We start from the raw sequence: 23,281 nt of genomic DNA, 5'->3' as shown, positions 1-23,281 counted from the left end.
AACCTCCTTGACATCGATCACTGAACAGGTGTTAAGTATAACTAGCTGAACACCTGTTCACCTTCAGGAGGTAGATATGCGGGAATGGAGCGGCGCGACTGCCGTCGTCACCGGTGCGAGCAGCGGTATCGGGGCCGAATTGGCCACAGCCCTGGCGCGGCGGCAGTGTGATCTGGTGCTGGTCGCCCGTCGGGAGGACCGACTTCGCGATCTGGCAACCCAACTCGAACAGGCGCACGGCATCCGGGCGCGCGTCGTTGCCGCCGATCTGTCGGTCCCCGCGGAGGTCGAGCGGCTCGCACGGCTCCTCGATGCCGGCGACGCCCCGATCGATGTACTGGTCAACAATGCCGGTTTCGCGACCCATGGCACGTTCGTCGAGCAGGACGCCACGCGACTGGGTGACGAGGTCGCGGTCAACGTCGGCGCAGTTGTGGGGTTGACACGGGCGTTATTGCCCGCGATGGTCCGGCGTGGGCGGGGAGTGGTGCTGAACGTCGCCTCCACCGCCGCGTTTCAGCCGATCCCGTATATGGCGGTGTACGGCGCGACGAAGGCGTTCGTGCTGTCGTTCACCGAGGCGCTGTGGGGGGAACTGGAGGGTACGGGCGTCGATGTGCTCGCTCTCTGTCCGGGCGCGACCGATACCGAATTCTTCGATGTGGCAGGCGAATCCGCCAGTGTCGGCGGGCGGCAGACGCCGTCGCAGGTAGCCGCGACGGCGATGCGCGGTCTGGATCGCCGCAAGCCGCCGCCGAGTGTCGTATCCGGTATCGCGAACGCGTGGTCGGCGCGGCTACCCCGAGTTCTGCCGCGGCGGACGGCGATTCGGGTGACGCGCGCTCTGGTGGCACCGAAATGACCATGTACGCCTTGCGCCCCAGCTATCTCGATGACGTCCCGTCGATGCGCCACCACCTGCACAGCCAGCGCATCGTCGCGGCCTCGGCGCAGCGCACCTTCGACATACTCGCCACCGGCGAGGGGCAACGCGGGTGGGCCGAGGGCTACCGTGCCACCACCTGGTACGGCACGGCACCCTACGGTGCGGCCACGGTTCGTGACATCCACTTGCGCTGGATCACCGTGCGAGAAAGGTTCCTCGCGTGGGAGCCGGGACTCAGATTCGCGTTCTCCGCCGACGCAATGTCGATTCCGTTGGCGCGCAGGATGATCGAAGACATCACCCTCGAGCCCATCGACACCGACCATTGCAGACTGGTTTGGCAGGTCCATCTCGACCCGGCCGCCGCGCTACGCCCGGCGCAGTCGCGCCTGGTGCACACCGTGTTCCGGCCCATGTTCGACCGATTCGCCGCCGGACTCGCTCGATACGCCAGCGCCAACCCGATCCCACCGAGCTGAGACGCTGCGAACATCCTCGACATCGTTCGCGTTGGAGGGACCTCGTCGGAGCTGCGGGATTCCTCGAGTTCCATCGGGTGTCCGGTCAATGCGGCAGTCATTGCTTGCACGTCACCGAGGGCGGTGGCGAGCAGTTTCGGTCACAGATCGATCTCCACATCGCTGATCGGGTAGGCCACGCAGGAGTGGGTGTAGCCGAATGTGTCGTCGGACAGCCGCAGTTTCGCCTCCTCGGCGGTGTGCACCTCGCCCTTGACGATCCGCACTCGGCATAGACTGCACTCACCGGAGCGGCATGCGGCTTCGGGCCGAATATTGTTGTCCTCCAACGCATCCAGCAGCGGGCGGTTGCGCGGAGTGCGGAAACTGGTTTCGCCGACGGTGATGGTGACCTCCTCGGCGGGGTCCACGTCGGTGGGCCAATGGGGTTGGGCGGCAGGGTCGCTCGGTGCGCCGTTGGCTTCGAAGCGAATTCGCTTGCGCGGCTGGCCGAGTGCGCGGAGTTGTCCGAGCGCGTATGGGTAGAGTGCCTGCGGGCCGCACACGTAGACCATGCGGCTGTCGAGTTCGCCCGCCAGAGTGCGGATGGTGTCGGCGGTGAGGAATCCGGTGGGGCCGGTCCAGTCGGCGTCGGGCTCGGCGATGACGTGATCGACTACGACACCGGGGTATCGGGCGGCGAGTGCGTCGAGTTCGGTGCGGAAGATGATGTCGGCGGCGGAGCGGGAGCCGTAGACGAGATGGAATGTGCGGTCCAGATCGCCGTCGACGATCTCGCGGATCATGCTCATCGCCGGGGCGACACCGGAACCGCCCGCGAGGAATACCAGGTCGTCGCCGTGGAAGAGCGGGTTGTGGTGGAAGGTGCCCATCGGCCCGGTCGTGGTGAGGATCTGCCCGACTTGCACGGTGTCGATGAGCAGATTGCTGATGCGGCCACCAGGGACGCGGCGGACCGTGAGGTCGTAGTGGTCCAGGCTGGTGGGGCTGGAGGAGATGGCGTAGGGGCGGCTGGTGCCGTCGATGAAGACGTTGATGTACTGACCGGCCAGGAACGGCGGTAGCTCGGACTGGTCGAGGCCCTCGAGGCGGAAGGTCTTGGTGGTCACGGTCTCGTCGATGATCTCGGCGACGACCAGTTGTAATCGCTTGGGGTGGTAGGCGTTTACGGTGGCGCGGGTTTCAGCGCCGTGGTCGCGGGTGTCAGGGATACGGGAATCGATTTCGGCGAGAATCTGCGCCGCGCCGTCGAACCGTTCTGCGAGGGGGTGCTTCATCTATGTGCTCCGTTCAGGCTGCCTTGGTGCGCAATAGGCGACGCGCGACGCGCGCGCCTGCTTCGAGGGTGGGTTGGAATCCGCCGATGCCCGACCACGATCCGGCGAGATGCAGTCCGGGAATATGGGTTTCGCGTTCGCTGTTGCGGAACAGCCAGCCTTCGGCGCTGTCCTGGTCGTAGCCGTAGATGGCACCACCAGGGTGGCCGAGGTAGCGCATCATGGTCAAAGGCGTTGCGACATCGACCTCTTCGATGGCGTCGCGGATTCCGGGAGTGACGGTCTCGCACAGATCCAGCAGCGTGTCGGCGTAGGCGAACTTGGTGCGCGCGTACTCCGAGGGGGCGACGTTCTTCCAGATGTCGGCATACTGCAGCGTCATCAGGCTGACGTGGGTCGCCCCGGCGGGCGCGAAGCCGATGGGCGCGACATCGTAAGAGCTGACACAGATGCCGCGGGCGGGCTGGAAGGATCGCCACGCGTCGTAGGTGCGGTCGTCGTCGGTGTCCATATTGACGAAGGTGGTGCTGGTGGTGAAACCGAGTTCGGCCGGGGTGGCGTCCAAGCCCATGTGCAGCACGAAGCCGGATACGCCGATTCGCCTGGTGGCCAGGTCATCTCGTACCGCGGCGGGCATGTCGATGCCCTCCAGCATGCCGTAGGTGGTCGGCAGCGAGGCGTTGGATATCACGTCGGGCGCGGTGACCTCGGTGCCGTCATCGAGTCGGACACCGAGAACCTGCCCGCCCTCGGTGAGAATGGCCTCGACCGCGGTGTTGAACCGCACCTCGCCCCCGGCCTGCAGGAAGGTATCGAGGATGGCCGCGGACATGGCCTGGGATCCGCCGCGCACATGCCATGGCTTGAATTCGAAGTACGCGAACAGCGTCAGCGCGAGATCCTGGAAGCGTAGCTTCGACGGCGGCTGCCCGAGATAGGTCCAGTACATCCCGAGCGCGACCTTGATCCGGTCGTCGTCGAAGTACTCGTCGAGCACATCCTTGAGCGGCCGAAGCCCGTATTGGAACAGCACAGGGTCGATCTGCTCGACGGGCATCCCGCGCATGGCGGCGATCTGCCAGAACGTGATCTGCTTCAGCAGTTCGAAGAATTTCGCCGTCCGGTCGCGGTTGCCGGGGAATTCGGCCTCGATGGCCTCGATCGCGGCGTCCCAGTCGGCGGGTAGCGTGAGGTCCAGTTGTCCGGGAATCACCGCACGGTAGAGGTCGTGCTCCTGCACGAATTCCAGCTTGTCGGCGATGCCCAGCTGCTGGAACAGGCCCTCCCGCAACGAGATCGGCTGCCCTTGGACACCGACACCGGAAAGCTGGTGCAGCGCCACCTCGAATTCGAAACGTCCACGGCGGAACGAGGTTCCGCAGCCGCCCGGAATATTGTGCCGCTCCAGCAACAGAGTTCGCGCACCCGCGCGCTGCAAGGTGGCGGCGGCCGTCAGCCCGGCATTGCCCGCGCCGACGACGATGGCGTCGTAGTCGTTCACGCCCCGGCCGCCTCGCGCTGGATTTGTGCGGTGGCTTCGGCCTTGATGCGCTCGAATTGCTCACCCATGCGCGCGGCCAGCGCCTGCGCGGCCGACAGCGGACGCACCATGACCATGAAGTCGTCGATCTTGCCGTCCGCGTCGAAGTGCAGGAAGTCGCAGCCGGTGAGCTGTTTGCCGTCGACGGTGGCCTCGAAGACGAAGGCGTGGTCGCGCCCGCCCGCATCGGCGATCTCACGCACGTAGCGGAAGTCCTCGAAGACCCGGATCACCGCGCGCAGGATGGCCGCGGTGATCGCCTTACCCGGATACGGCTTGAACGCCACCGGACTGGTGAAGACGACATTGTCGGCCAGCAAGGCCTCGATGGCGTCATCGTCACGGGCCTCGACGGCTGCACGGAAGGGATGCATGCTTCCACCTCTGATACTCAACTAGTTGAATAGGTTGCTTGAACCGTAGTCACGAAAGACCGCCGTGTCCAGGGTGGAGCGGACAAAAAGTTGAATAGTCACTTGAGCTGGTAGCCTGTGCCGATGGCGCTACGAAACGCGGTATTGGCCGCCCTGCTCGAGGGTGAGGCGTCGGGCTACGACCTGGCCAAGGGCTTCGATGCCTCGGTCGCCAACTTCTGGATGGCCACGCCGCAACAGCTGTATCGGGAACTCGACCGCATGGCGGCCGATGGGCTCATCGAAACCCGGGTGGTCCAGCAGGAGCGTCGGCCCAATAAGCGCCTACACGCCATCACTCCCGCGGGGCGAGCGGCGCTGCGTGAGTTCATCGAAGAGGCCGCCAAGCCCACCGCCATCCGCGACGAAATGATGGTCAAGGTGCAGGGGATGGAGACCGAGGACGCTCCGGCCGTCCGTGCCGCGGTGGCCGAGAAGCTGGAGTGGTCGAAGTCGAAACTGGCCCGCTACGAACGGCTGCGCTCGCGGCTGCTCGATGGTCGCAGCGAGCAGGCCTATCTGGCCGAGGTGGAACGTGTCGGGCCCTATCTGACGCTGTTGCGCGGCATTTCCTTCGAGCAGGAGAACATTCGCTGGGCGGAGTTCGCGCTATCGGTCATCGACAGGCGAGTGGCGGCGCATACCTAGACGCCGCCGCACTGGTCGTACGGGCCCGTCTCGGAAGACTCTGCGCGCATAAACATACGACGCGAAGGTCAGACCCCGTGCAACCGCGCCGCGTGCAGTGCGAAATACAGCTCGGCGGCCGATTTCGGATCGGAGCAGCGCCGACCGGTGAGCGTTTCGATGCGGCGCAGCCGCTGGTGGATGGTATTGCGGTGGTAGTGCAGGTGCTGGGCCACCGCGGTATTGGATCCGCCGTGCTCGAACCATAGTTCGAGGGTGTGTAGGAGGGTGTCGCGGTCCTCGTCCGGGAGGTCGAGTACCGGGCCGAGAATGTCCTCGGCGAGTTCCTGCGCGGCCGCCGGAGCGTGGGCGAGAACTGTTGGCACGGGCGTGCTTCCGTAGGTGGTGACGCCAGGGGTTCCGGGTCGGCCGCAGCGCCCGGCCAGCTCGGCCTCGCGCAGCGCGGTGGCCGCCGCGGCCGGGCTCGGGAAGATCCGGCTCACGCCGACCCTTCCGTCGGCGCAGCGCTGCAGCTGGGCGAGCGCCTGGTCGTGCGCCCGGGGTCCGTTCAGGCTCAGCAGGCCGATGCGTGCGCCCGGCTCGGTCAGCCAGACGGAATTGACGAACAACGCGCGCAGCCGCGATTCGATGCCCGCCAGCGGTTCGGCTCCGTCGGGACCGACCTCCGCATGCGCGACAACGAACATGCCCAGATTCGGGATATGCAGCGCCCGGGTGATCTCGGGTAGCGCCGGGCCCTCGACCTCGGTGCGGAAGAGTGCGCGCAGCATGGTCTGCCGTTCGCCGTCCGCCCGGCGGGCCCGATCGGCGAGGTACTCGGAATAGGCGTCGGCCGCGGCGCTCGAGTAGTCGTCGATCAACCGCCAGACGTCCGCGCCGAGCACGGTGAGGGCCGCCTGCGCGGTGTCGGTGGCCGTCGTCAGCGACCGCTCCCAGATGAGTCGCCCCGCCAAGCGGTACGCGTGCAGGAGGGCGGCCAACGGGAGTCCGAGCTCGGCCTTGGTCCGCCCGGCGGAGATGGCCGGGGCCAACCGGCGACCCGTGATGCCGGCGAGCTGGCCGAGTACGGCCTCGAGGTTGGCGTGCACGACGGTGTGCAGCAGCTCCTCGGTGAGCAATGTCGATTCCGCATAGGCGTGGTCGCCGGCGCGAATTCTCCCGACGAGTTCGCCGGTGAGATCGTCGACGCGCTCGAGAAGGCCGCGAGCAACCACCCCGGGCCCATTAGGCGGCGGCCCGATCAGGGTTGTCATGAGTCGATGGTACGCAGCCGCCCGGACTGCCCAGTGTGCTCGAGCACAGTCGGATGCGGTTTATCGGACGACTCGGGCACATAGTGGGGACGGCACCCGTACCCGCAGGATCGACACCAGTAGTGACCGGGGTCATACGCCCCGGTGTCTGTTGGGAAATGCAGAGAGGTGTCGATCGTGTACGACTACGTCGTCGTGGGCGCGGGATCCGCGGGATCCGTGCTGGCCGCCAGGTTGTCCGAGAATCCGGATGTCACCGTAGCGTTGATCGAGGCCGGTCCGCGAGACACCGCCGAGGAAATTCACGTCCCCGTAGCCTTTCCGGCGCTGTTCAAGAGCCCGCTGGATTGGGATTTCGATACCGAGCCGGAGGCCGGGCTGTACGGGCGCCGGGTCTACCTGCCGCGCGGACGCGTACTGGGTGGATCGAGCTCGATGAACGCGATGATCTATATCCGCGGGGCCCGGGCGGATTACGACGGCTGGGCCGCGGGTGGCGCGGACGGCTGGAGCTACGACGAGGTGCTGCCGTACTTCATCGAGTCCGAGGACAACGAGGGCGGCAAGGACGCCTACCACGGGGCGGGCGGGCCGCTGACGGTGTCGGACGGACGCTCGCGCAATCCGCTGGACGATGCCTTCCTGGAGGCCGCCGAACAGGCGGGGTTCCGGCGCAACGACGATTTCAACGGCGCCACCCAATTGGGCGTCGGCCCCTACCAATTAACACAGCGCGACGGCATGCGATGCAGCGCGGCCCTGGCCTATCTGCATCCGGCGCTGGACCGACCCAACCTGACGCTGATCACCGGGGCGCTGGCGCACCGGGTGATCTTCGACGGCGATCGCGCGACCGGTGTGCTGATCGGTTCGGGCGCCGCGACGGAGGTGATCAGCGCTCGTCGTGAGGTGGTGCTGGCGGCGGGCGCCTACGGATCCGCGCACCTGCTGCTGCTGTCCGGCGTCGGGCCCGCGGATCAGCTGGCCCCCTTCGGGATCGAGAGCGTTCGTGAACTGCCGGTGGGCCAGAATCTGCAGGACCACCCGGCGGTGTTCCTCAACTACCGCACCGATCGCGAATCGCTGATGACGGCCATGTCGCCGGAGAACCTGGCGCTTCTGCAGACTGCCGGTCGCGGACCGTTGACCTCGAATGTCGGCGAATCCGGCGGCTTTTTCGAGACCCGTCCCGGCTTGCCCGGACCCGACGTGCAATTCCATCAGGCCCCGGCGCTGTTCTATGAGGAAGGCATGGGCCCGCTCACCGCGCACGGCTTCGGATTCGGCCCCTGCCTGATCAGCCCGACCAGCCGCGGGGAGGTCACGCTGCGTTCCGCGGCTCCGCAGGCGGCGCCGCGCATCCGCCACAACTACCTGAGTACCGACGAGGACCGCGCGACCATGGTCGCGGCGCTGCGGATCGCCCTCGACATCGCCGATCAACCGGCGCTGCGAGAAGTGATCACCGGCGAATTCACGGTTCCGGCCTCGGATTCCGAGGACGACCTGCTGGACTTCGCCCGTCGCACCACCCAGACGCTGTACCACCCCACATCCACCTGTGCCATCGGCGCGGTCGTCGATCCGCGGCTGCGGGTATTCGGGCTGTCCGGGCTGCGGGTGGCCGACGCATCGGTCATGCCGACCGTCGTGCGGGGAAACACCAACGCGCCCACGATCATGATCGCGGAGAAGGCCGCCGACATGATCGCCGCCGACTCGGAAGGAGCCGCTCGATGAGCGCCACCACCGCAACATCCATCGATTCCGCCATCGCCGCCCTGCGGGAGGGCGAGAAGGCTTGGGGCAAAACAGGTTTGGCCGCTCGGCGGGCACTGTTGGAACAGCTGCACGCCAATGTCGCTGCGTACGCGACGGAATGGGTCGAGACGGCCGCCGTCATCAAGGGTCTGCCCGCGAATTCGCCGCTGCTGGGCGAGGAATGGTCCAGCGGGCCGTACTCGCTGCTGACCTCGATCGCCGCGCTCATCCAGACCGTGCAGGCTCTCGAGGCGGGGCGCAGTCCGGTCGACGGATACCCGATCCGGACCGCACCCGGCGGCCGCGTCGCCGTCGACGTATTCCCGCACGACGCGTTCGAATGGTTGCTGCTCAACGGGTTCCACGCCGAGGTGTGGTCACGGCCGGGCGTCGACGCCGACACCCTGCGGGCGCGAGCTGGGTTGGGGCTACGCACACCGCAGCGCACCAATGGTGTCGGTGTCGTGCTCGGCGCGGGCAATATCTTCTCCATCGCGCCGTTGGATGTGATCTATCAGCTCTTCGCCGATAACCGCGTGGTCGTCCTGAAGCTCAATCCCATCACCGATCCGCTGCTGCCGGTGCTGGAGAAGGTCTTCGCACCGGCCATCGAGCAGGGATTCGTGCGCATCGTGACCGGCGGCGCGGATATCGGTTCGGCCCTGGTCGGCCACCCGGGCGTGGCGGCCGTGCACATGACCGGCAGTGCGGCCACCCACGACGCCATCGTGTGGGGGACCGGTGCCGAGGCAGTAGACCGCAAGGCCGAGGGAAGGCCGTTGCTGGACAAGCCGATCACCAGCGAACTCGGTGGCGTCTCGCCGACCATCGTGGTGCCGGGCCGCTGGTCCAAGGCCGATCTGCGGTTCCAGGCCGAGCATCTGGCCACGCAGCGCCTGCACAACAACGGCTACAACTGCATTGCCGCGCAGGTCGCGGTCATCAGCTCGGACTGGCCGCAGAAGCAGCAATTCCTCGCCGAACTGCGGGCGGCGATCGCGCGGACACCGGCACGCAGCGACTATTACCCCGGCTCGGCCGACCGGGTCGCGGCGGCGCGCAGCACCTATCCGCGAGCGCAGGCCATCGGGCCGCGCACCCTCATCGAGGGCCTGATTCCCACCAAGGGCGAGCGGGCACTGCACACCGAATACTTCGCACCGGTTCTCGGCGTCATCGAATTGCCCGGCGACACCGGCGAATTCCTGGCCGAAGCGGTTCGGGTGTGCAACAGCGAGTTCGAGGGGACCCTCGGGATCAACGTCATCGCCCACCCCCGCAGCGTCAAGGCGCTCGGTTCCGAATTCGAGACTGCCATCGAGCGATTGCGCTACGGCACCATCGCCATCAACGCCTGGACCGGGTTGGGATATCTGACCGCGCGCGCGACCTGGGGTGGGTTCCCCGGCCACACTCTCGACGACATCCAGAGCGGAATCGGCGTGGTGCACAACGCCTTGCTGATCGAGGAACCCGAACGCAGCGTGATCCGCGGGCCGTTCCGCCCCGCCCCGCGTTCGGTGCTGCACGGCGAATTCACCCTCTCGCCCAAACCGCCGTGGTTCGTCACCAACCGCACCCAGGCCACCACCCTGCGACGGCTCACCGACTTCGCGAAGAAGCCCCGGATATCCGCCCTACCCGGCATCTTCGCCAGCGCGCTGCGCGGCTGAGCGCACCGATCTCGATAAGGAACCGATTCTGAAACGATGAGCACGAACAACGAGCAAGCCGGCCTGCCCATGCCCATGTCGAGCACGATGCAGGACGAGCCGTTGTCGCTGGCCGCACTGCTGCGCTTCGCGGCGACTGCACACGCCGACGCGACGGTCCGAACGTGGACGGGTAGCGGGTCCCGAGTGCTGACCTATGCCGAATTGGGCTTCAAGGCAGCACAATTGGCGCACGCACTGCGCTCACTCGGGGTCGGTCCCGGCGATCGGGTGGGCACCTTCATGTGGAACAACAACGAGCATCTGGTCGCCTACACCGGCATCCCGGCCATGGGCGCGGTACTGCACACGCTCAATATCCGGCTGTTTCCCGAACAGCTCGCCTATGTGGTCAACCATGCCGCAGACCAAGTCGTCATCGTCGACGGATCGCTGGTGCCGATCTTCGCGGGCATCCTGCCCGAACTGACCACGGTCCGGCACGTCATCGTGGCCAATGGCGACGCCGCCGATCTGATCGCGCCGCAGGGAATCGCGGTCCACTCGCTCGACGAGCTCACTGCCGGTCAGCCGGTCGAATTCGACTACCCGGCGATCGACGAACGCTCCGCTGCCGCAATGTGTTACACCTCCGGAACAACCGGTGACCCGAAAGGCGTGGTGTACTCGCATCGATCGAACTGGCTGCATTCGATGAACGCCTGCACGGCCGACGGCATGGCGGTCGGCGGCAAGGACAGTGTGCTGGCCATCGTGCCGATGTTCCACGCCAACGCCTGGGGGCTGCCCTACGCCGCGCTGATGTCCGGCGCGTCGCTGGTCATGCCCGACCGGTTCCTGCAGCCGGGGCCCCTACTGGAACTCATGGCCGTCGAGCGCCCCACCTTCGCGGCCGCGGTGCCCACGGTGTGGAACGGAGTACTGGCCGCCCTCGACGACCACCCGCAGGACATCACCCACCTGCGCTCGGTAGTCGTCGGCGGATCCGCGGTCCCGGCACCGATGATCCGTGCCTTCGAGGACAAGCACGGCGTGCGCATCATCCAGGCGTGGGGCATGACCGAGACCTCGCCGCTCGGCACCATCGCCTGGCCGCCGCTCGGCGCGACCGGCGAGGAGGAATTCGCCTACCGGGTCACCCAGGGCCGCTTCCCGCCGCTGGTCAAGGCCAGACTGGTGGCCGAAGACGGCACAGTGCAGTCGTGGGACGGAAAGTCGATGGGGGAGTTGGAGGTTCGCGGCCCGTGGATCACCGGCTCCTACTACACCCCGGATCACCCCGGCGCCGATGCTGACAAATTCCGCGACGGGTGGCTGCGCACCGGTGATGTCGGAACCATCTCACCCGACGGTTATCTCACCCTCGTCGACCGCGCCAAGGACATCATCAAATCCGGCGGCGAATGGATTTCCTCGGTCGATCTGGAGAACACCATCATGGCCCATCCGGCTGTGGCCGAAGCCGCGGTCTTCGGCGTCCCGGATGAGAAGTGGGACGAACGTCCCGTCGTCGCCACGGTGTTGCGCACCGGGGCGGCGGCCGACGCCCCGGCACTGCGCGCCTTCCTCGCCGACAAGTTCGCCAAATGGCAACTGCCCGAGCGCTGGACGTTCATCACCGAGGTTCCGAAGACCAGCGTAGGGAAGTTCGACAAGAAACGCCTGCGGGCGCAATACGCGCACGGTGAACTGGAGATCGTGACCGCGACCGACGCCTCCGACGCGCAGGTCGGCCGCAGGTGAACGGGTAGGGCAGCTCCTTTCCGGAGTGAGACCGCGACCCACTCGCGCGCAGGCCTCGGCGGCCTGCGCGCGAGTGGTAACACACCGCGGCCAATGACCTTCCCGAGGCAGTATGCATTTGCTCTAAGTGACTGACAATTCGAACGCTGTCGGTATGTTTGCGCCGCTGTACCGGCCGCCTTTCCCGATCTTGCGCGCTGGGTTGCATGAAACGTCCTAGACAAGGCTCCGCGTTATCGTACTGGTAATCCAAAGGTATGGCGTCGTGGTCGGCCGGTTCGTCGAGTCGATTCGAGTAGATCGCGGAAAGCTCGGACAGTCCGTTCACATGTTGCTAAGTTACTGTCTATTCTGATACATATGCAGTGAGCGCTGTCTGTATGCATCGCACGCAGTGCTCTGGCTCAATGAGGAGTAGCGAAGACATGGGAAGGAATCTGATGACAGCTGTTGCTCAACCGCTGCCGGAGCCCACGCTGGCGCCACTGACCACGGAGGCAACCCGGATCCATATTCCGGCCATCCATCGTTCCCAGACCAAGCGGCCGCTGAAACTCGCTGACGCACTGGACTTCTGGAATTTCGCGGGTGCCGCGGCCAATGTGGTGATGCAGATGGCCCGCCCCGGTGTCGGCTATGGCGTCTCGGAGAGCCGGGTCGAGTCCGGCGCGCTCATGGTGCATCCGTGGAAGCGGGCCAGGACTACGACGCAGTACCTAGCCGTGTCGATCCTCGGCACGCAGGACGAGATCGACGCCTACCGGGAGGCGATCAACGTCGCGCACCGCCAGGTGCGGTCGGGCCCCGACAGCCCGGTCAGGTACAACGCCTTCAACCGCGAACTCCAGAAATGGGTCGCCGCTTGCCTTTTCATCGGCTTCGAGGACACCTACCAGTTGTTGCACGGCAAGATGAACGATGAGCAGGCCGAGCAGTTCTATCAGACCGCTTCCACCCTGGCCACCGGCGTGCAGGTCACCAAGGATATGTGGCCGGCCACCAGAAAGGATTTCGACCGCTACTGGAACGAGGCGAGCAGGCACGCCGTTCTCGACGACAAGGTCCGCGCCTACCTCGACGATCTGCTCGATCTGCGCATGATCCACTGGTATCTGCGGCTGCCGTTCCGGAACCTGTTGAAGTTCTTGACGATCGGATTCCTGGCACCGCATTTCAAGGAACAACTCCAGGTCGAATGGAGCGACGCCGATCAGCGCCGGTTCGAACATCTCTTCCTGTTCGTCGGATTCGTCAATCGCTTCATTCCGCGCTTCCTGCGCTGCGCCCCGACCTACGGGCTGATGCGGGACCTGCGTCGGCGCATCCGCAAGAACAAGAACCTCATCTGATGGGATGTCGACGGATGTTCAGCTGAAGTGGACGATCGAGAGCAGTCCGGCAATCAGCGAGTACATCGCGAACGGTAAGAGTGTGCGAGTCTGGAAGTGCCGCTCCAAGAATCGCACCGCCAGCCACGACGACGTGCCGGAAACGATGGCCCCGACCAGCACCGGCCCTCGGATGCCCTCGGTCGTCGGTCCGATCAATTGCGGTGTTTCCACTAATCCCGCGCCCAGGATTGCCGGAGTGGCAAGCAGGAAGGCGAATTTGGCTGCGTGTGTGTGTTCGAGACCGCGCCACAATCCACCGACCATGGTCAGACCCGCCCGGCTGAACCCGGTCAGCAGAGCGCCGGCTTGGACGAAGCCGATTCCGACGGCATCGCCCGCCCCGAGGGCGGCCAGCGGCCGGTCGGATTGGCGAGAAGTATTCGCGGCTTTGATGAGGGCGAATCGCCGCCCGTATTCCGCCAGCGAGGGTTCGTTGCGCCGGCGCAGCCCCTCACCGACCATCAGCACGACGCCATTGAGGGTCAGGAAGATGGCGGCGTCGACCGGTCCGGCGAATAGCGCGTGCAGCGGATGTACGAGCAGCGGTCCGAGGATGCCGACCGGGAGGGAGGCGATCACGATCAGCCACGCCAGTCGCTGCGCAACGGTGTCGAGCCGCCTGGTCCGCAGTGTGGTGACGAAACCGGTGACGATCGCACACCAGTCGCGCCAGTAGTAGCCGAGCAGCGCCACCGCGGTTGCCACGTGCAAAGCGACCACGAACGCGAGATACGGTGCGGCCGTGCCGGACTCGTTCGGGGCGACCAGCTTCGTCCAGTCACCTCCGATCCATGCGGCAACCAGCACGGAGTGACCGAGGCTCGAGATCGGGAACAGTTCGGTGACCCCCTGCACCGCACCGATGACAGTCGCTTGAAGGTAGGTGAGCACCGCGAGATTCTTGCATGCGTATCCGCTGACACCCGTTGGTGATCCACTCGATCCGGTGCGGCGGAGGATGTAGCGGGGCTCAGTCGGGTTGGTGGACGGGAGCGCTGGATTGCGTTGGGGTGTCGGCTGTTCGGGGGTGCCGGCGGAAGGTGCGGGCGATGAGCGCCGACCGCAAATACCAGAGGCCGGAGTTGGCGGTGGGATCGAAGCCGGTGAGGGCGCCGATGCGTCTGAGGCGGTAGTCGACGGTGTTGGTGTGGATGTGCAGTCGGCGCGCGGTGCGTTGCCGGTTCAGGTTGTTGCCGATGTGGACCTGCAGCGTTTCCAGCAGTTCGGGGTGGGGATCGACGGGATCGAGTAGGGCGCCGAGGGTTTCGCGGCCGGGCCCGGGCCGGGTGAGTTGGTATTCGAGGGCCATTTCGGTGAATCGGTACAGCCCCGGGACGGCCGCGAGGCGTTGCACCATATCGAGCAGCTCGTGGGCTTGGTCGGCGGCGGTCGGAACCTGGTCCGCAGTGGCGGTGACGACGGCCGCGGTGATCGGCACGCGCGCGGCGCTCGACAATCTGGTGACCAACTCGTCGAGCTCGGCGTCGGCGAGGGTGCCGGTGGGGATGAGCAGGGTGCCGCCGTCCACCGACAGCAGCGACAGGGCGGTATCGCCGCAGCGGATGGCGAGTTCGGCCTGCAGCCGGCGCAGCTTGCGGCGCGCGACGACTCTGCCGTCGAGCATCGGATGTGCCTCGTCGGCGTGGGCCGGAATGGCCAGCGCCAGTACGGAATACGTCTCGGCGATGGTGATGCCGCATTCGCGGGCCATGGTGGAGGTGGGGTGGCCGCCGAGCAGCGCGGAGGTCAGGGTGTGGACCGCGGTGTGGTGTTCACTGACGACGGCTTTGTATTCGCGGAGGTAGGCGCGGGCGACGGTGGCGCTCATGGTGTCCAGCATCGTCACGACGAGTTTGGCGCCGCCGACGAGATTGTCGTAGTCGGTGGCGGTCGCATTGGACACGACGAGGTCCAAACCGATCTTGAAGCCCTCGTGGATGGCGTGCAGGATCGTGTCGATCGGCACGCCCTCGCGGGCCCATCCGGCGGCGGCATCGGCGAGCCGGTCGGTCTTGGCCGGAATGTCCTTACCATCGAGCATGCTGACGGCCAGTTGGAGGCAGATGCCGGTGACGGTGGTGACGTCGCCGGAGATGACGTCACCGGGCAGGGTGGCGCAGGGGAAGACGTTATCGACGAAATGCCCGACCAGTTGCCGTGACACCGTGCGCACGTCCTGCAGCGGGGTGGACATGGGTTTACCGGAGACGGTCAAACCCATGTGCAGTGTTTCGTTGGTGGTCATCGTCGACTCTCCTTCGCCCGGTCACCGCTGTCCGGTGTGAACTGTCGTACTCCGGTGGGGTCCTTCGAACTTTAAAGTGATTTCGCGCTCACCTTCCACTCTGCTTCACGACTCGGTCTGTTTACTGGCCGATCATTACGTTGACCAGTGGAAATGGCCGAAACGGCAGCGGCCGAAGGACATTGGGCAACGGATTCTCGATACAGCTGCTCAGTTTTTGCCGTGCGGATGTGCCCGAGAAGTCGATGAATCATCGCCCGTGGCGGCGGCCACGAGTGTCGGTCGACGCAGCGGGCTGATCGAGGACGAGCCGCTGCGGCTCTTGACCCGCGCGCGTCTGGTGTAGGTATCGTGACGCGCGGCATACGCGCCGCAGGCACATGGAGGTGCATATCGTGGCCGGTCGAGTACCCAAAGGTCGTCTGGCGCGGGGGAGCAGGCTGGGTCGGCTGGCCGCGGGGCAGGCCGTGCGTGGGTTGGGGACTCGATTGTCGATGGTAGGGAGAACCGAAGAGGCACGGCAGATTTTGGCGCAACGTTCGGCCTTGCAAGCAGCGCAGCAAGTCGTCACCGTGCTCGGCGGCATGAAGGGCGCCGCGATGAAGCTGGGGCAGATGTTGTCGGTTCTCGACGTCGACCTCGTGCCGGAATCGCATCGTGAATTGTTTCGGGTCAAACTCGCCGAACTGCGGGATCGCGCTCCCGAAATCTCGTTCGCCGCGATGCGGAACGTTATCGAAGATGATCTCGGGCCGCTGGCGCGGGTTTTCGCCGACTTCGACGAGACGCCGATTGCCGCGGCCTCGATCGGCCAGGTGTATCGGGCGAGATTGCACGACGGCCGCGTGGTGGCGGTCAAGGTGAAATACCCGGGTGTGGACGAGGCCGTCGCGGCGGATATGCGCAATCTGGCATTCTTCAGCAGACTGTGGAAGTCAATCCTGCCGAGCGCGGCCGATGGCGCCGTATTGGACGAGATCGCCCAGAACCTCGGCAATGAACTCGACTATCCACGCGAAGCCCGGACCCAGCATCGGGTTGCGTTGCGCTATCGCGATCATCCCTTCATTACGGTCCCGGACAGCGTCGAGGAATACTGCACACGCAATGTGCTGGTGTCGGTATTCGTCGAAGGGAAGTCTTTCCAGGAGATCCGAGCTCTTCCCGAGGTCGAACGTGATCGGATCGGTGAGCTGATCTACCGCTTCTACGTCAGTTCGCTGTTTTCGGACTACGAATTCTGCGGTGATCCGCACCCCGGCAATATCTTGCTCGCGGCTGATGGCCGGCTGGGCTTCGTGGATTTCGGGCTCTACAACCGGATGGACCCGGCGCATGTCGACTTCGAGCGCATGTGCCTGCTGGCCGCGGGTGAATACCGAGCTCAGGACCTGTACGAGGCCTGGGTCGGGCGCGGCATCATCGATCCCCACGCGGGTGTCACCGCACAGGAATGCCTCGAATACGTATGGGCCGCGGCAGGATGGCATCTGCTCGACGAGGAGATCACGATCACCCCCGAACTCGCCACCGCGGCATTGGTGTTCGCCGTTGATCCGAGGGCCGCCGAATTCCGCGGTATGCGCCACCAATCACTGCCGCCCGAGCACGTCTTCTCGCGGCGTGCGGACCTGTTCACATTCGCGGCGCTCGGCCAGCTGGGGACGACCAATAATTGGCATCGAATCGCGCGCGAGTGGCTCTACAACGAGGCTCCGGTAACCGATATCGGGCGGGCGCACGCGCGATGGCGAAGCGGCCGCCGAGTTTGACTTACGACGCATACTTCACGTCTTTGGACTCGACGTCGAACCATGCGCCGATCATTCGCACGGTCATGTCGATCGCTTCCTTGCGCTGTTGGCTGTCGACCTCCAGGGCAGATGCGCGTAGCACCACCGCAAAGCACGTATTGAGCAGCACGAATGTCATCACGTCGTACTCGTGATCGTCGCCTGGACCGAGTAATTGGATCAATAGCACCTTGACCAGCAGACGCAGGCGCGGTTCGAACTCCGGGATACCGCTGTTGTAGAACTGCACTCCGGCCACCAGTGCACGCACCAATTTCGCGTTGGCAACCAGTTCCTCGGTGATCACCTCCAGGATGTCGGCGACCAGCCGCGGCACCGATTTGTCGGCCACGTCGAATACCCGCTGAGTGAAGTGCCGTTCGACGTCGGTGAGCAGCCGCTCGAGCAGTTCCTCCACGATGACACTGCGATCGGAGAAGTAACGGTAGACCGTCCCGATGCTCACCCCCGCCTCCGCCGCGATCCTATTCGTCGAGGTGTTGGCGATACCGCGCTCCCCGAATAACCGTGCCGCAGTGTCGAGGATGTGCTCGCGGGTAGCCTTCGCGCGCTCTTGGGACGGGCGGCGGCGCTGACCGACAGCCTTCGGCGGCATCGGGCCCTCCTACCTGCGGTTACAATAACTGAGCCTCGCTCATCTTATCGCTGTGCGCCTGTGGTTTTCGACTTTTGTGCTTGAGCTACACCCAAGACGTCCTCGTTCGTGAGAAGTCCAAAACGCGCTGAGCTCGGTTCCGAGTGCGACATAGTCTGGCCTCTCGGGGGGAGTGGCCTCGAATTCCGGAGGATCCAGATGTCGAAGCTCCACACTGTTGTCGTCGCGATCATGGCCGGCTGCTCACTGCTGGTGAGCCCGGTGCCCGCATACGCCCACCCCAGCGCTTCCGACCGCCCGGAAGTGCCGACGCCGCCAGCTGATTCGCCGCCGTCCGAGCTACAGCAGTGGATCGATACTCACATTCCGGCGCCATCGCTCGCACCGGCGCCATCACCGCCGTCGCGCACATTGCCACCGGAACTCGCCGCGCTGTGGCAAGCGGTGCAATCCGCACCGTCGGGAGATCGGATCTTCGACGAATGGCCGGATGGGCTCAACCGGCTCGCACCGGGCGATATCGTCGAATGGCGGGATGTGACAGCGACTTCCGCGCCGCTGGTAGTGTTGCCGATTCAGCGGGCGGTGCTGCTGAAGTTCCGTACGACGGACGCGACGGGCGCACCGTCCTTTGGTACCGCGACGTTGGTGATTCCCGCCGCCGCGTGGACCGGTCCGGGAGAGCGGCCGGTGCTGGTGAATGCGTTGCCGATCAACTCGCTCGGGCTCAGCTGCACGCCGAGCTATTCGATGGCGCACGGGGTGCACAGCAAGTTCAATGCCGGTGATCTGTTCCCGCCGAGCACCGCGTGGGCCGTCAGCCGCGGCTATGCGGTGCTGATTCCCGATCACGAAGGTCCGTGGATGGCGTATGCGGAACCGAATGTCGCCGGGCGCTCGACGCTGGATTCCATTCGCGCGGTGCGCAATGTGCTGCCAACGGAATTCGCGAGCAGTCATTTCGCCGTGAGCGGCTATTCCGGCGGCGCCATCGCGTCGTATGCGGCCGCGATGCTGCTCGACGAGTACGCGCCGGAACTGGCTGGTGTGGTGGTGGGCGCGGCGATGGGCGGACTCGTGACCGATTATCGAATGGTCGCACACCGATTCAATGGAAACATCGCATCCGGCATTCTGCTGGTCGTCGCGCTGGCGATGGGCCGGGAATACCCGGAGATTCTCGGGTATATGAATCACCTGGCGCAGTGGGCGGCGACCTCCCCGGTCAAGGACACCTGCGGTGACAGCAATGGCCCGCTCGGCGTGGTCGGCATACCGATCGACGTCGCGGCCGATATCCGCGACCCGCTGGACAGTGCCATCGCCGATAAGATCTTCGGGCGGTTGGGCCTGACCGACCGGAAATCTGGTGTCCCGCTGTACATTTACCACGCCGCCAATGACATCTGGGTCCCCGTCGAGAACGGCGACAACCTCTACCGCGAACAATGCGCGCGCGGCGTCCCCGCGGTGCACCGCACCGAGCCCGGCGAGCACATCATCGCCCTGTTCACCGGCTGGCCCGGGGAGATCGGCTGGATCGACGGGCGTCTACGAGGCGAGCCCGCCCCGAACGAATGTCCCAGGTAGGCCGTTCGGTATGGCCCAACTCGGGCTGTTGCCGCAGCTCGGACTCACTTCGGCCGGATCGGGGGTGTCCGCTGACCCGTCAACCCGCGGATCGCGATCGGCTGGTTCGGTGCCGGGTCGGCGGCCGATGGTGCCTGCACGATCGTCAACAGGGAGCGCTTGCGCAGGGTGAACCCCAAGGTCTCGTACAAACTGATCGCCGTCGCGTTGTGGGCGACGGCGTGCAGGAACGGTGTCTCGCCGCGGGCCCGAATACCCGCGCCGACCGCACGGGTCAGGCGCGAGGCGAAGCCGCGGCCGCGGAATTCGGCGTCGGTGCAGACGGCGCTGATCTCGGTCCAGCCCGGCGGACGCAGGCGCTCGCCCGCCATCGCCACCAACCTGCCGTCCACCCGTAACCCCAGGTAGGTGCCCATTTCGATGGTTCGCGGCGCATACGGGCCGGGTTCGGTGCGGGCGATCAGCTCCAGGATCTCGGGCACATCCGCCGCGGTGAGTACCTCGACTTCCGGATCGTCGGCGACGCGCAGTGCGGTGCCATCCATCTGCACCGAGCCGAATTCGTTCAGCACCGTCCAGCCGTCCGGCGGCACGTGGCCGTAGCCGCGTAGCGCGGTGCTGCCGCCCGGCCCGAGGAGGGTGGCCAGGTCGGCCCAATCCTGTTCGTCCAGTACCGCCGGATGACCGACGAACCTGGCGACCTCCGGGTCGTAGCGGCCGATGCGGCCCACCCAACTGGCGAACCGGCGGTGCTCGCCACGCAGCGACGCCCGCACCGGGTCGTCGAGCGGGTGCAGTGAGGTATCGACATCGATGGTCGACTCGGTGGTCATCGCGCACTCCTCCGCAACAGGTCCGACCGGAGAACGTTAGCGAGGCGCACGACCGCTTGCACCGGTTGCGCTCATCGCAATTCATATCCGGTGATGGTCGGCAAACCCCTTCGCCCACAGCGTATTTCCCAGCGCTCGAGCTGATCTCAACCGTTGACACCATCGGTGCCGGACCGGAATCGTGCCGTTCGGGCGCCGCGACGAACCTCATGTGGCCACTCGGTACGGGCCTTCGGCGCGGGATACCGGCGTCGATCGGTGAAACCACCGAAGCAGCGGCGGCGCAACGCTGGAGCGGGCTCACACCGGGTTCGCGCGTTGCAGCACATGACATTTCGCGCAAACACAGGAACGGGAGACGATGGCACCGAAACGACTACATCTCGGCGTCGCGCTGGACGGCGCGGGTTGGCATCCGGCCGCGTGGCGGGAGCCGAATTCCCGGCCCGCCGAACTGTTCAGCGCCGGATACTGGACGGATCTCGTCGGCACCGCACAGCGCGGCCTGCTCGATTTCGTGAGCATCGAGGACAGTTTGCGGATTCCGGGCCCGTCGCACGCGCCCACCGATGACGCCGTCGACCAGGTCCGCGCCAGGATCGACGCCAACCTGATCGCCGCGCGCGTCGCGCCGGTCACCCGGCAGATCGGGCTCATCCCGACGGTGACGGTCACCCATACCGAGCCGTTCCACGTGTCCAAGTCGATCGCCACGCTCGACTACACGTCGCTGGGGCGCGCGGGCTGGCAGGTGCGGGTGTCCGGATCCGCCGAGGAGGCCGACCATTTCGGACGCCGCGAAGTACACGACCTGACCGCCGCCGAAATCGCGGAAGCGGTTGCGTCGGGAAGCTTTCCGAGTCGGGTGCGCGATCTCTTCGAGGAAGCCGTCGACGCCGTCGAGGTGGTGCGGCGGCTGTGGGACAGCTGGGAGGACGACACGGAGATCCGCGAGGTGGCCACCCGCCGGTTCATCGATCGCGACAAACTGCACTACATCGATTTCCAGGGCCGCTTCTTCAGTGTCCGCGGACCGTCCATTACGCCGCGGCCACCGCAGGGCCAGCCGGTGGTCACGGCTTTGGCACACGGTCCGCTGGTGTACGAATTCGCCGCCCGCGGTGCGGATCTGGTCTTCGTCACCCCGAGCCGCGAAGCAGGTCCCGGCGCGATTCTGGAGCAGGTCGCGGCGGCCGCGGCACGGGTGGACCGCGTCGGTGAACCGCTGCGGGTGTATGCCGATATCGTCGTATTCCTCGATACCGATGCAGCGACCGGTCAACAGCGCCTTGCGCGGTTGAACGAGGCTGCCGGGGCCGAATTCGCCTCGGATGCCGGGATTTTCGCGGGCGGCGCCGATGAGCTCGCCGAACTGCTCATCCAATGGAGCGAGCAGGGGATCGACGGATTCCGGTTGCGGCCCGGTGTCGCGGTCGATGATCTGGCCGCCATCGCCGACCGGCTCGTCCCCGCCCTGCAACACCGGGGCGTTTTCCGCAACGGCTATCCGGGCGGCCCGCTGCGCGCACTGCTCGGATTGCCTACCAATGTTCCCAACCGTTACGCGACTGCCTGAGCGAGGTCACCATGAGCACTCCACGTAAGCAGGTCATCCTGGGCGCCTACCTCGGCGGCGTCAATCATCACACGTCCTGGTGGCATCCCGAGGCGGGCAGCCAAATCGATTTCAGCAGTTTCGAACACACCGCGCGCACCGCCGAACGCGGCAAGTTCGACTTCTTCTTCCTCGCCGAGGGCCTCATCCTGCGCGAACGCGCGGGCAAGATCTTCGACCAGGACATCATCGGCCGCCCCGACACCTTCACCGTGCTGGCCTCGATCGCCGCGGTCACCGAACATCTGGGGCTCGCGGGCACGATCAACGCCACCTTCAACGAACCCTACGAACTGGCCCGCCAGCTCGCGAGCCTGGATCACCTGTCCGATGGCCGCGCCGCCTGGAATGTGGTGACCTCTTTCGACGCCTTTACCGGTCAGAATTTCCGGCGCGGCGGATTCCTCGATCCGGCCGACCGCTATGTGCGGGCCGAGGAGACGCTGAATGCCGTTCGCGCCCTGTGGGATTCATGGAATGGCGCCGATCTCGTCGCCGACAAGGATTCCGGCCGCTTCCTGGCCCGCCCGGATGCCGGGGCATTCGCCTTCCGTGGCAGCCAATTCGACATCTCCGGGCGGTTCACCGTGCCGCGCAGCCCGCAGGGTCGGCCGGTGATCCTGCAGGCCGGTGTATCACCGCAGGGCCGCGCATTCGCCGCCGCGAACGCCGATGCCATCTTCTCCCCGTACGGCAAGCTGCCGGAGGCCGCGGACTTCTATCGCGACATCAAGGCGCGCGCGGTCGCGGCGGGACGCGCGGCCGATGACATCAAGATCCTGCCGTCGGCGAGTTTCGTGCTCGGCGATACCGAGGCGGAGGCGATCGAGAAGTTTCACGCCGTGCGCGACGAGCAGGTCACCGGGCAGACCGCGCTGATCCTGTTGGAGCAGATCTGGAATCGCGACTTGTCCGGCTACGACCCGGAGGGCCCGGTGCCCGATATCGATCCGGATCCCGATGCCGCGCCGATCATCCAGGGGCGCGCGTTCCTGCACCAGGATCGTTTCGCGACGGTCGAGCGCCTGCGGCAGGTCGCCGAGACGAAGAAGCTCACCCTCCGCGAGGTCGTGATCGATCAGTTCGAACGCGGACCCCTGGTCGGAACTCCCGCTCAGGTGGCCGAGCAGATCGACACCTTCGTCCAGAACGACGGCTCCGACGGATTCATCCTCGGTTCGCACCTGGTGCCGTGGGGCCTCGACGAATTCGTCGACAAGGTGGTGCCGCTGCTGCAGGATCGCGGCGCGCTGCGCACGGAATACAACGGAACCACGCTGCGCGATAACCTCGGTCTCCCGAATGTCCGGTCCGCGGTATCGGCCGACGCCTGACTCACTGAGGTGGATGGTGGGGGCAGTCCACGGAACTGATTCGGGGTTGTCCGCTGCGGGGATATCCAGATTCACCACGATGGCTCCTGGTCGCTGCGAATCATCACGCAGCACAGGGGCTCATCGTCGGTGGCATCGAGTTCCTGGTGCGGTACGCACGACCGGAATCGGCCTGGGCGATGTAGACCTGC

At 65.9% G+C, this 23,281-nt stretch carries 19 protein-coding genes; 11 read left to right on the top strand and 8 right to left on the bottom strand.

What is annotated here, in order from left to right; genetic code table 11:
* Window positions 1-76 precede the first annotated feature (76 nt).
* Both ACHQ4I_RS27165 and ACHQ4I_RS27160 read left to right on the top strand, forming a co-directional pair.
* Window positions 77-862 carry an SDR family NAD(P)-dependent oxidoreductase gene (locus tag ACHQ4I_RS27165; protein ID WP_420774680.1) on the top strand — a complete coding sequence of 262 codons (786 nt, stop codon included), beginning with the start codon at window positions 77-79 and terminating at the stop codon, window positions 860-862.
* On the top strand, window positions 859-1,365 hold the full coding sequence (locus ACHQ4I_RS27160; protein ID WP_420774679.1) for an SRPBCC family protein: 507 nt from the start codon (window positions 859-861) through the stop codon (window positions 1,363-1,365). The genes ACHQ4I_RS27165 and ACHQ4I_RS27160 overlap by 4 nt, the downstream gene beginning before the upstream one ends.
* 140 nt (window positions 1,366-1,505) lie before the next feature.
* Here ACHQ4I_RS27160 and ACHQ4I_RS27155 read toward each other — a convergent pair whose 3' ends face one another.
* The 3 genes from ACHQ4I_RS27155 to ACHQ4I_RS27145 are packed head-to-tail and all read right to left on the bottom strand — an operon-like array spanning window position 1,506 to window position 4,556.
* Window positions 1,506-2,642 (bottom strand): 2Fe-2S iron-sulfur cluster-binding protein, encoded by a 1,137-nt coding sequence (locus tag ACHQ4I_RS27155; RefSeq protein ID WP_420774678.1) that lies wholly within the window; start codon window positions 2,640-2,642, stop codon window positions 1,506-1,508.
* Window positions 2,643-2,655: 13 nt separating this feature from the next.
* Window positions 2,656-4,143, bottom strand: coding sequence for a phytoene desaturase family protein (locus ACHQ4I_RS27150; RefSeq protein ID WP_420774677.1), 1,488 nt, complete (start codon window positions 4,141-4,143; stop codon window positions 2,656-2,658).
* Window positions 4,140-4,556, bottom strand: a complete 417-nt coding sequence (locus ACHQ4I_RS27145) for a nuclear transport factor 2 family protein (RefSeq protein ID WP_420774676.1) — start codon at window positions 4,554-4,556, stop codon at window positions 4,140-4,142. The genes ACHQ4I_RS27150 and ACHQ4I_RS27145 overlap by 4 nt, the downstream gene beginning before the upstream one ends.
* Window positions 4,557-4,679: 123 nt before the next feature.
* Between ACHQ4I_RS27145 and ACHQ4I_RS27140 the strand changes: the two genes are divergently transcribed.
* Complete coding sequence (locus ACHQ4I_RS27140) at window positions 4,680-5,243, top strand: PadR family transcriptional regulator (RefSeq protein ID WP_420774675.1); 564 nt, start codon at window positions 4,680-4,682, stop codon at window positions 5,241-5,243.
* Between the two features lie 68 nt (window positions 5,244-5,311).
* On the opposite strand, the gene ACHQ4I_RS27135 is transcribed toward ACHQ4I_RS27140, so the two are convergent.
* Window positions 5,312-6,496 (bottom strand): PucR family transcriptional regulator, encoded by a 1,185-nt coding sequence (locus ACHQ4I_RS27135; protein WP_420774674.1) that lies wholly within the window; start codon window positions 6,494-6,496, stop codon window positions 5,312-5,314.
* A gap of 177 nt (window positions 6,497-6,673) precedes the next feature.
* On the opposite strand from ACHQ4I_RS27135, the gene ACHQ4I_RS27130 reads away from it, so the two are divergent.
* The 4 genes from ACHQ4I_RS27130 (at window position 6,674) to ACHQ4I_RS27115 (ending at window position 13,022) form a co-directional block, all read left to right on the top strand.
* Window positions 6,674-8,236 (top strand): GMC family oxidoreductase, encoded by a 1,563-nt coding sequence (locus tag ACHQ4I_RS27130; RefSeq protein ID WP_420774673.1) that lies wholly within the window; start codon window positions 6,674-6,676, stop codon window positions 8,234-8,236.
* A complete protein-coding gene (locus tag ACHQ4I_RS27125) occupies window positions 8,233-9,930 on the top strand; it encodes an aldehyde dehydrogenase family protein (RefSeq protein WP_420774672.1) in 1,698 nt (565 codons plus the stop codon). The genes ACHQ4I_RS27130 and ACHQ4I_RS27125 overlap by 4 nt, the downstream gene beginning before the upstream one ends.
* 75 nt (window positions 9,931-10,005) lie before the next feature.
* Window positions 10,006-11,673 carry a long-chain fatty acid--CoA ligase gene (locus tag ACHQ4I_RS27120; protein ID WP_420774958.1) on the top strand — a complete coding sequence of 556 codons (1,668 nt, stop codon included), beginning with the start codon at window positions 10,006-10,008 and terminating at the stop codon, window positions 11,671-11,673.
* Window positions 11,674-12,113: 440 nt separating this feature from the next.
* A complete protein-coding gene (locus ACHQ4I_RS27115) occupies window positions 12,114-13,022 on the top strand; it encodes an oxygenase MpaB family protein (protein ID WP_420774671.1) in 909 nt (302 codons plus the stop codon).
* Window positions 13,023-13,040: 18 nt separating this feature from the next.
* Here ACHQ4I_RS27115 and ACHQ4I_RS27110 read toward each other — a convergent pair whose 3' ends face one another.
* Window positions 13,041-13,955: an undecaprenyl-diphosphate phosphatase gene (locus ACHQ4I_RS27110; RefSeq protein WP_420774670.1), complete on the bottom strand. Its 915-nt coding sequence runs from the start codon at window positions 13,953-13,955 to the stop codon at window positions 13,041-13,043.
* A 79-nt stretch (window positions 13,956-14,034) separates the two neighbouring features.
* Window positions 14,035-15,309 carry a PucR family transcriptional regulator gene (locus ACHQ4I_RS27105; RefSeq protein ID WP_420774669.1) on the bottom strand — a complete coding sequence of 425 codons (1,275 nt, stop codon included), beginning with the start codon at window positions 15,307-15,309 and terminating at the stop codon, window positions 14,035-14,037.
* A 395-nt stretch (window positions 15,310-15,704) separates the two neighbouring features.
* Between ACHQ4I_RS27105 and ACHQ4I_RS27100 the strand changes: the two genes are divergently transcribed.
* Complete coding sequence (locus ACHQ4I_RS27100) at window positions 15,705-17,081, top strand: ABC1 kinase family protein (protein WP_420774668.1); 1,377 nt, start codon at window positions 15,705-15,707, stop codon at window positions 17,079-17,081.
* Window position 17,082: 1 nt separating this feature from the next.
* Here ACHQ4I_RS27100 and ACHQ4I_RS27095 read toward each other — a convergent pair whose 3' ends face one another.
* Window positions 17,083-17,718 carry a TetR/AcrR family transcriptional regulator gene (locus ACHQ4I_RS27095; protein WP_420774667.1) on the bottom strand — a complete coding sequence of 212 codons (636 nt, stop codon included), beginning with the start codon at window positions 17,716-17,718 and terminating at the stop codon, window positions 17,083-17,085.
* 198 nt (window positions 17,719-17,916) lie between these two features.
* On the opposite strand from ACHQ4I_RS27095, the gene ACHQ4I_RS27090 reads away from it, so the two are divergent.
* On the top strand, window positions 17,917-19,308 hold the full coding sequence (locus ACHQ4I_RS27090; protein WP_420774666.1) for a lipase family protein: 1,392 nt from the start codon (window positions 17,917-17,919) through the stop codon (window positions 19,306-19,308).
* A 44-nt stretch (window positions 19,309-19,352) separates the two neighbouring features.
* Here the strand turns inward: ACHQ4I_RS27090 and ACHQ4I_RS27085 are convergent, their stop codons facing one another.
* A complete protein-coding gene (locus ACHQ4I_RS27085; RefSeq protein ID WP_420774665.1) occupies window positions 19,353-20,141 on the bottom strand; it encodes a GNAT family N-acetyltransferase in 789 nt (262 codons plus the stop codon).
* 361 nt (window positions 20,142-20,502) lie between these two features.
* Between ACHQ4I_RS27085 and ACHQ4I_RS27080 the strand changes: the two genes are divergently transcribed.
* Together ACHQ4I_RS27080 and ACHQ4I_RS27075 are read left to right on the top strand one after the other, a co-directional pair.
* Window positions 20,503-21,717, top strand: coding sequence for an LLM class flavin-dependent oxidoreductase (locus ACHQ4I_RS27080; protein WP_420774664.1), 1,215 nt, complete (start codon window positions 20,503-20,505; stop codon window positions 21,715-21,717).
* Between the two features lie 11 nt (window positions 21,718-21,728).
* Window positions 21,729-23,090: an NtaA/DmoA family FMN-dependent monooxygenase gene (locus ACHQ4I_RS27075; protein ID WP_420774663.1), complete on the top strand. Its 1,362-nt coding sequence runs from the start codon at window positions 21,729-21,731 to the stop codon at window positions 23,088-23,090.
* The last annotated feature ends 191 nt before the right edge of the window (window positions 23,091-23,281 follow it).

Origin of the sequence: Nocardia nepalensis (assembly GCF_048910785.1) — a bacterium.
Taxonomy (GTDB): domain Bacteria; phylum Actinomycetota; class Actinomycetes; order Mycobacteriales; family Mycobacteriaceae; genus Nocardia; species Nocardia nepalensis.
Note: the sequence above shows the minus strand (reverse complement) of the source record. Positions and strands in the feature narration are given on the sequence as shown.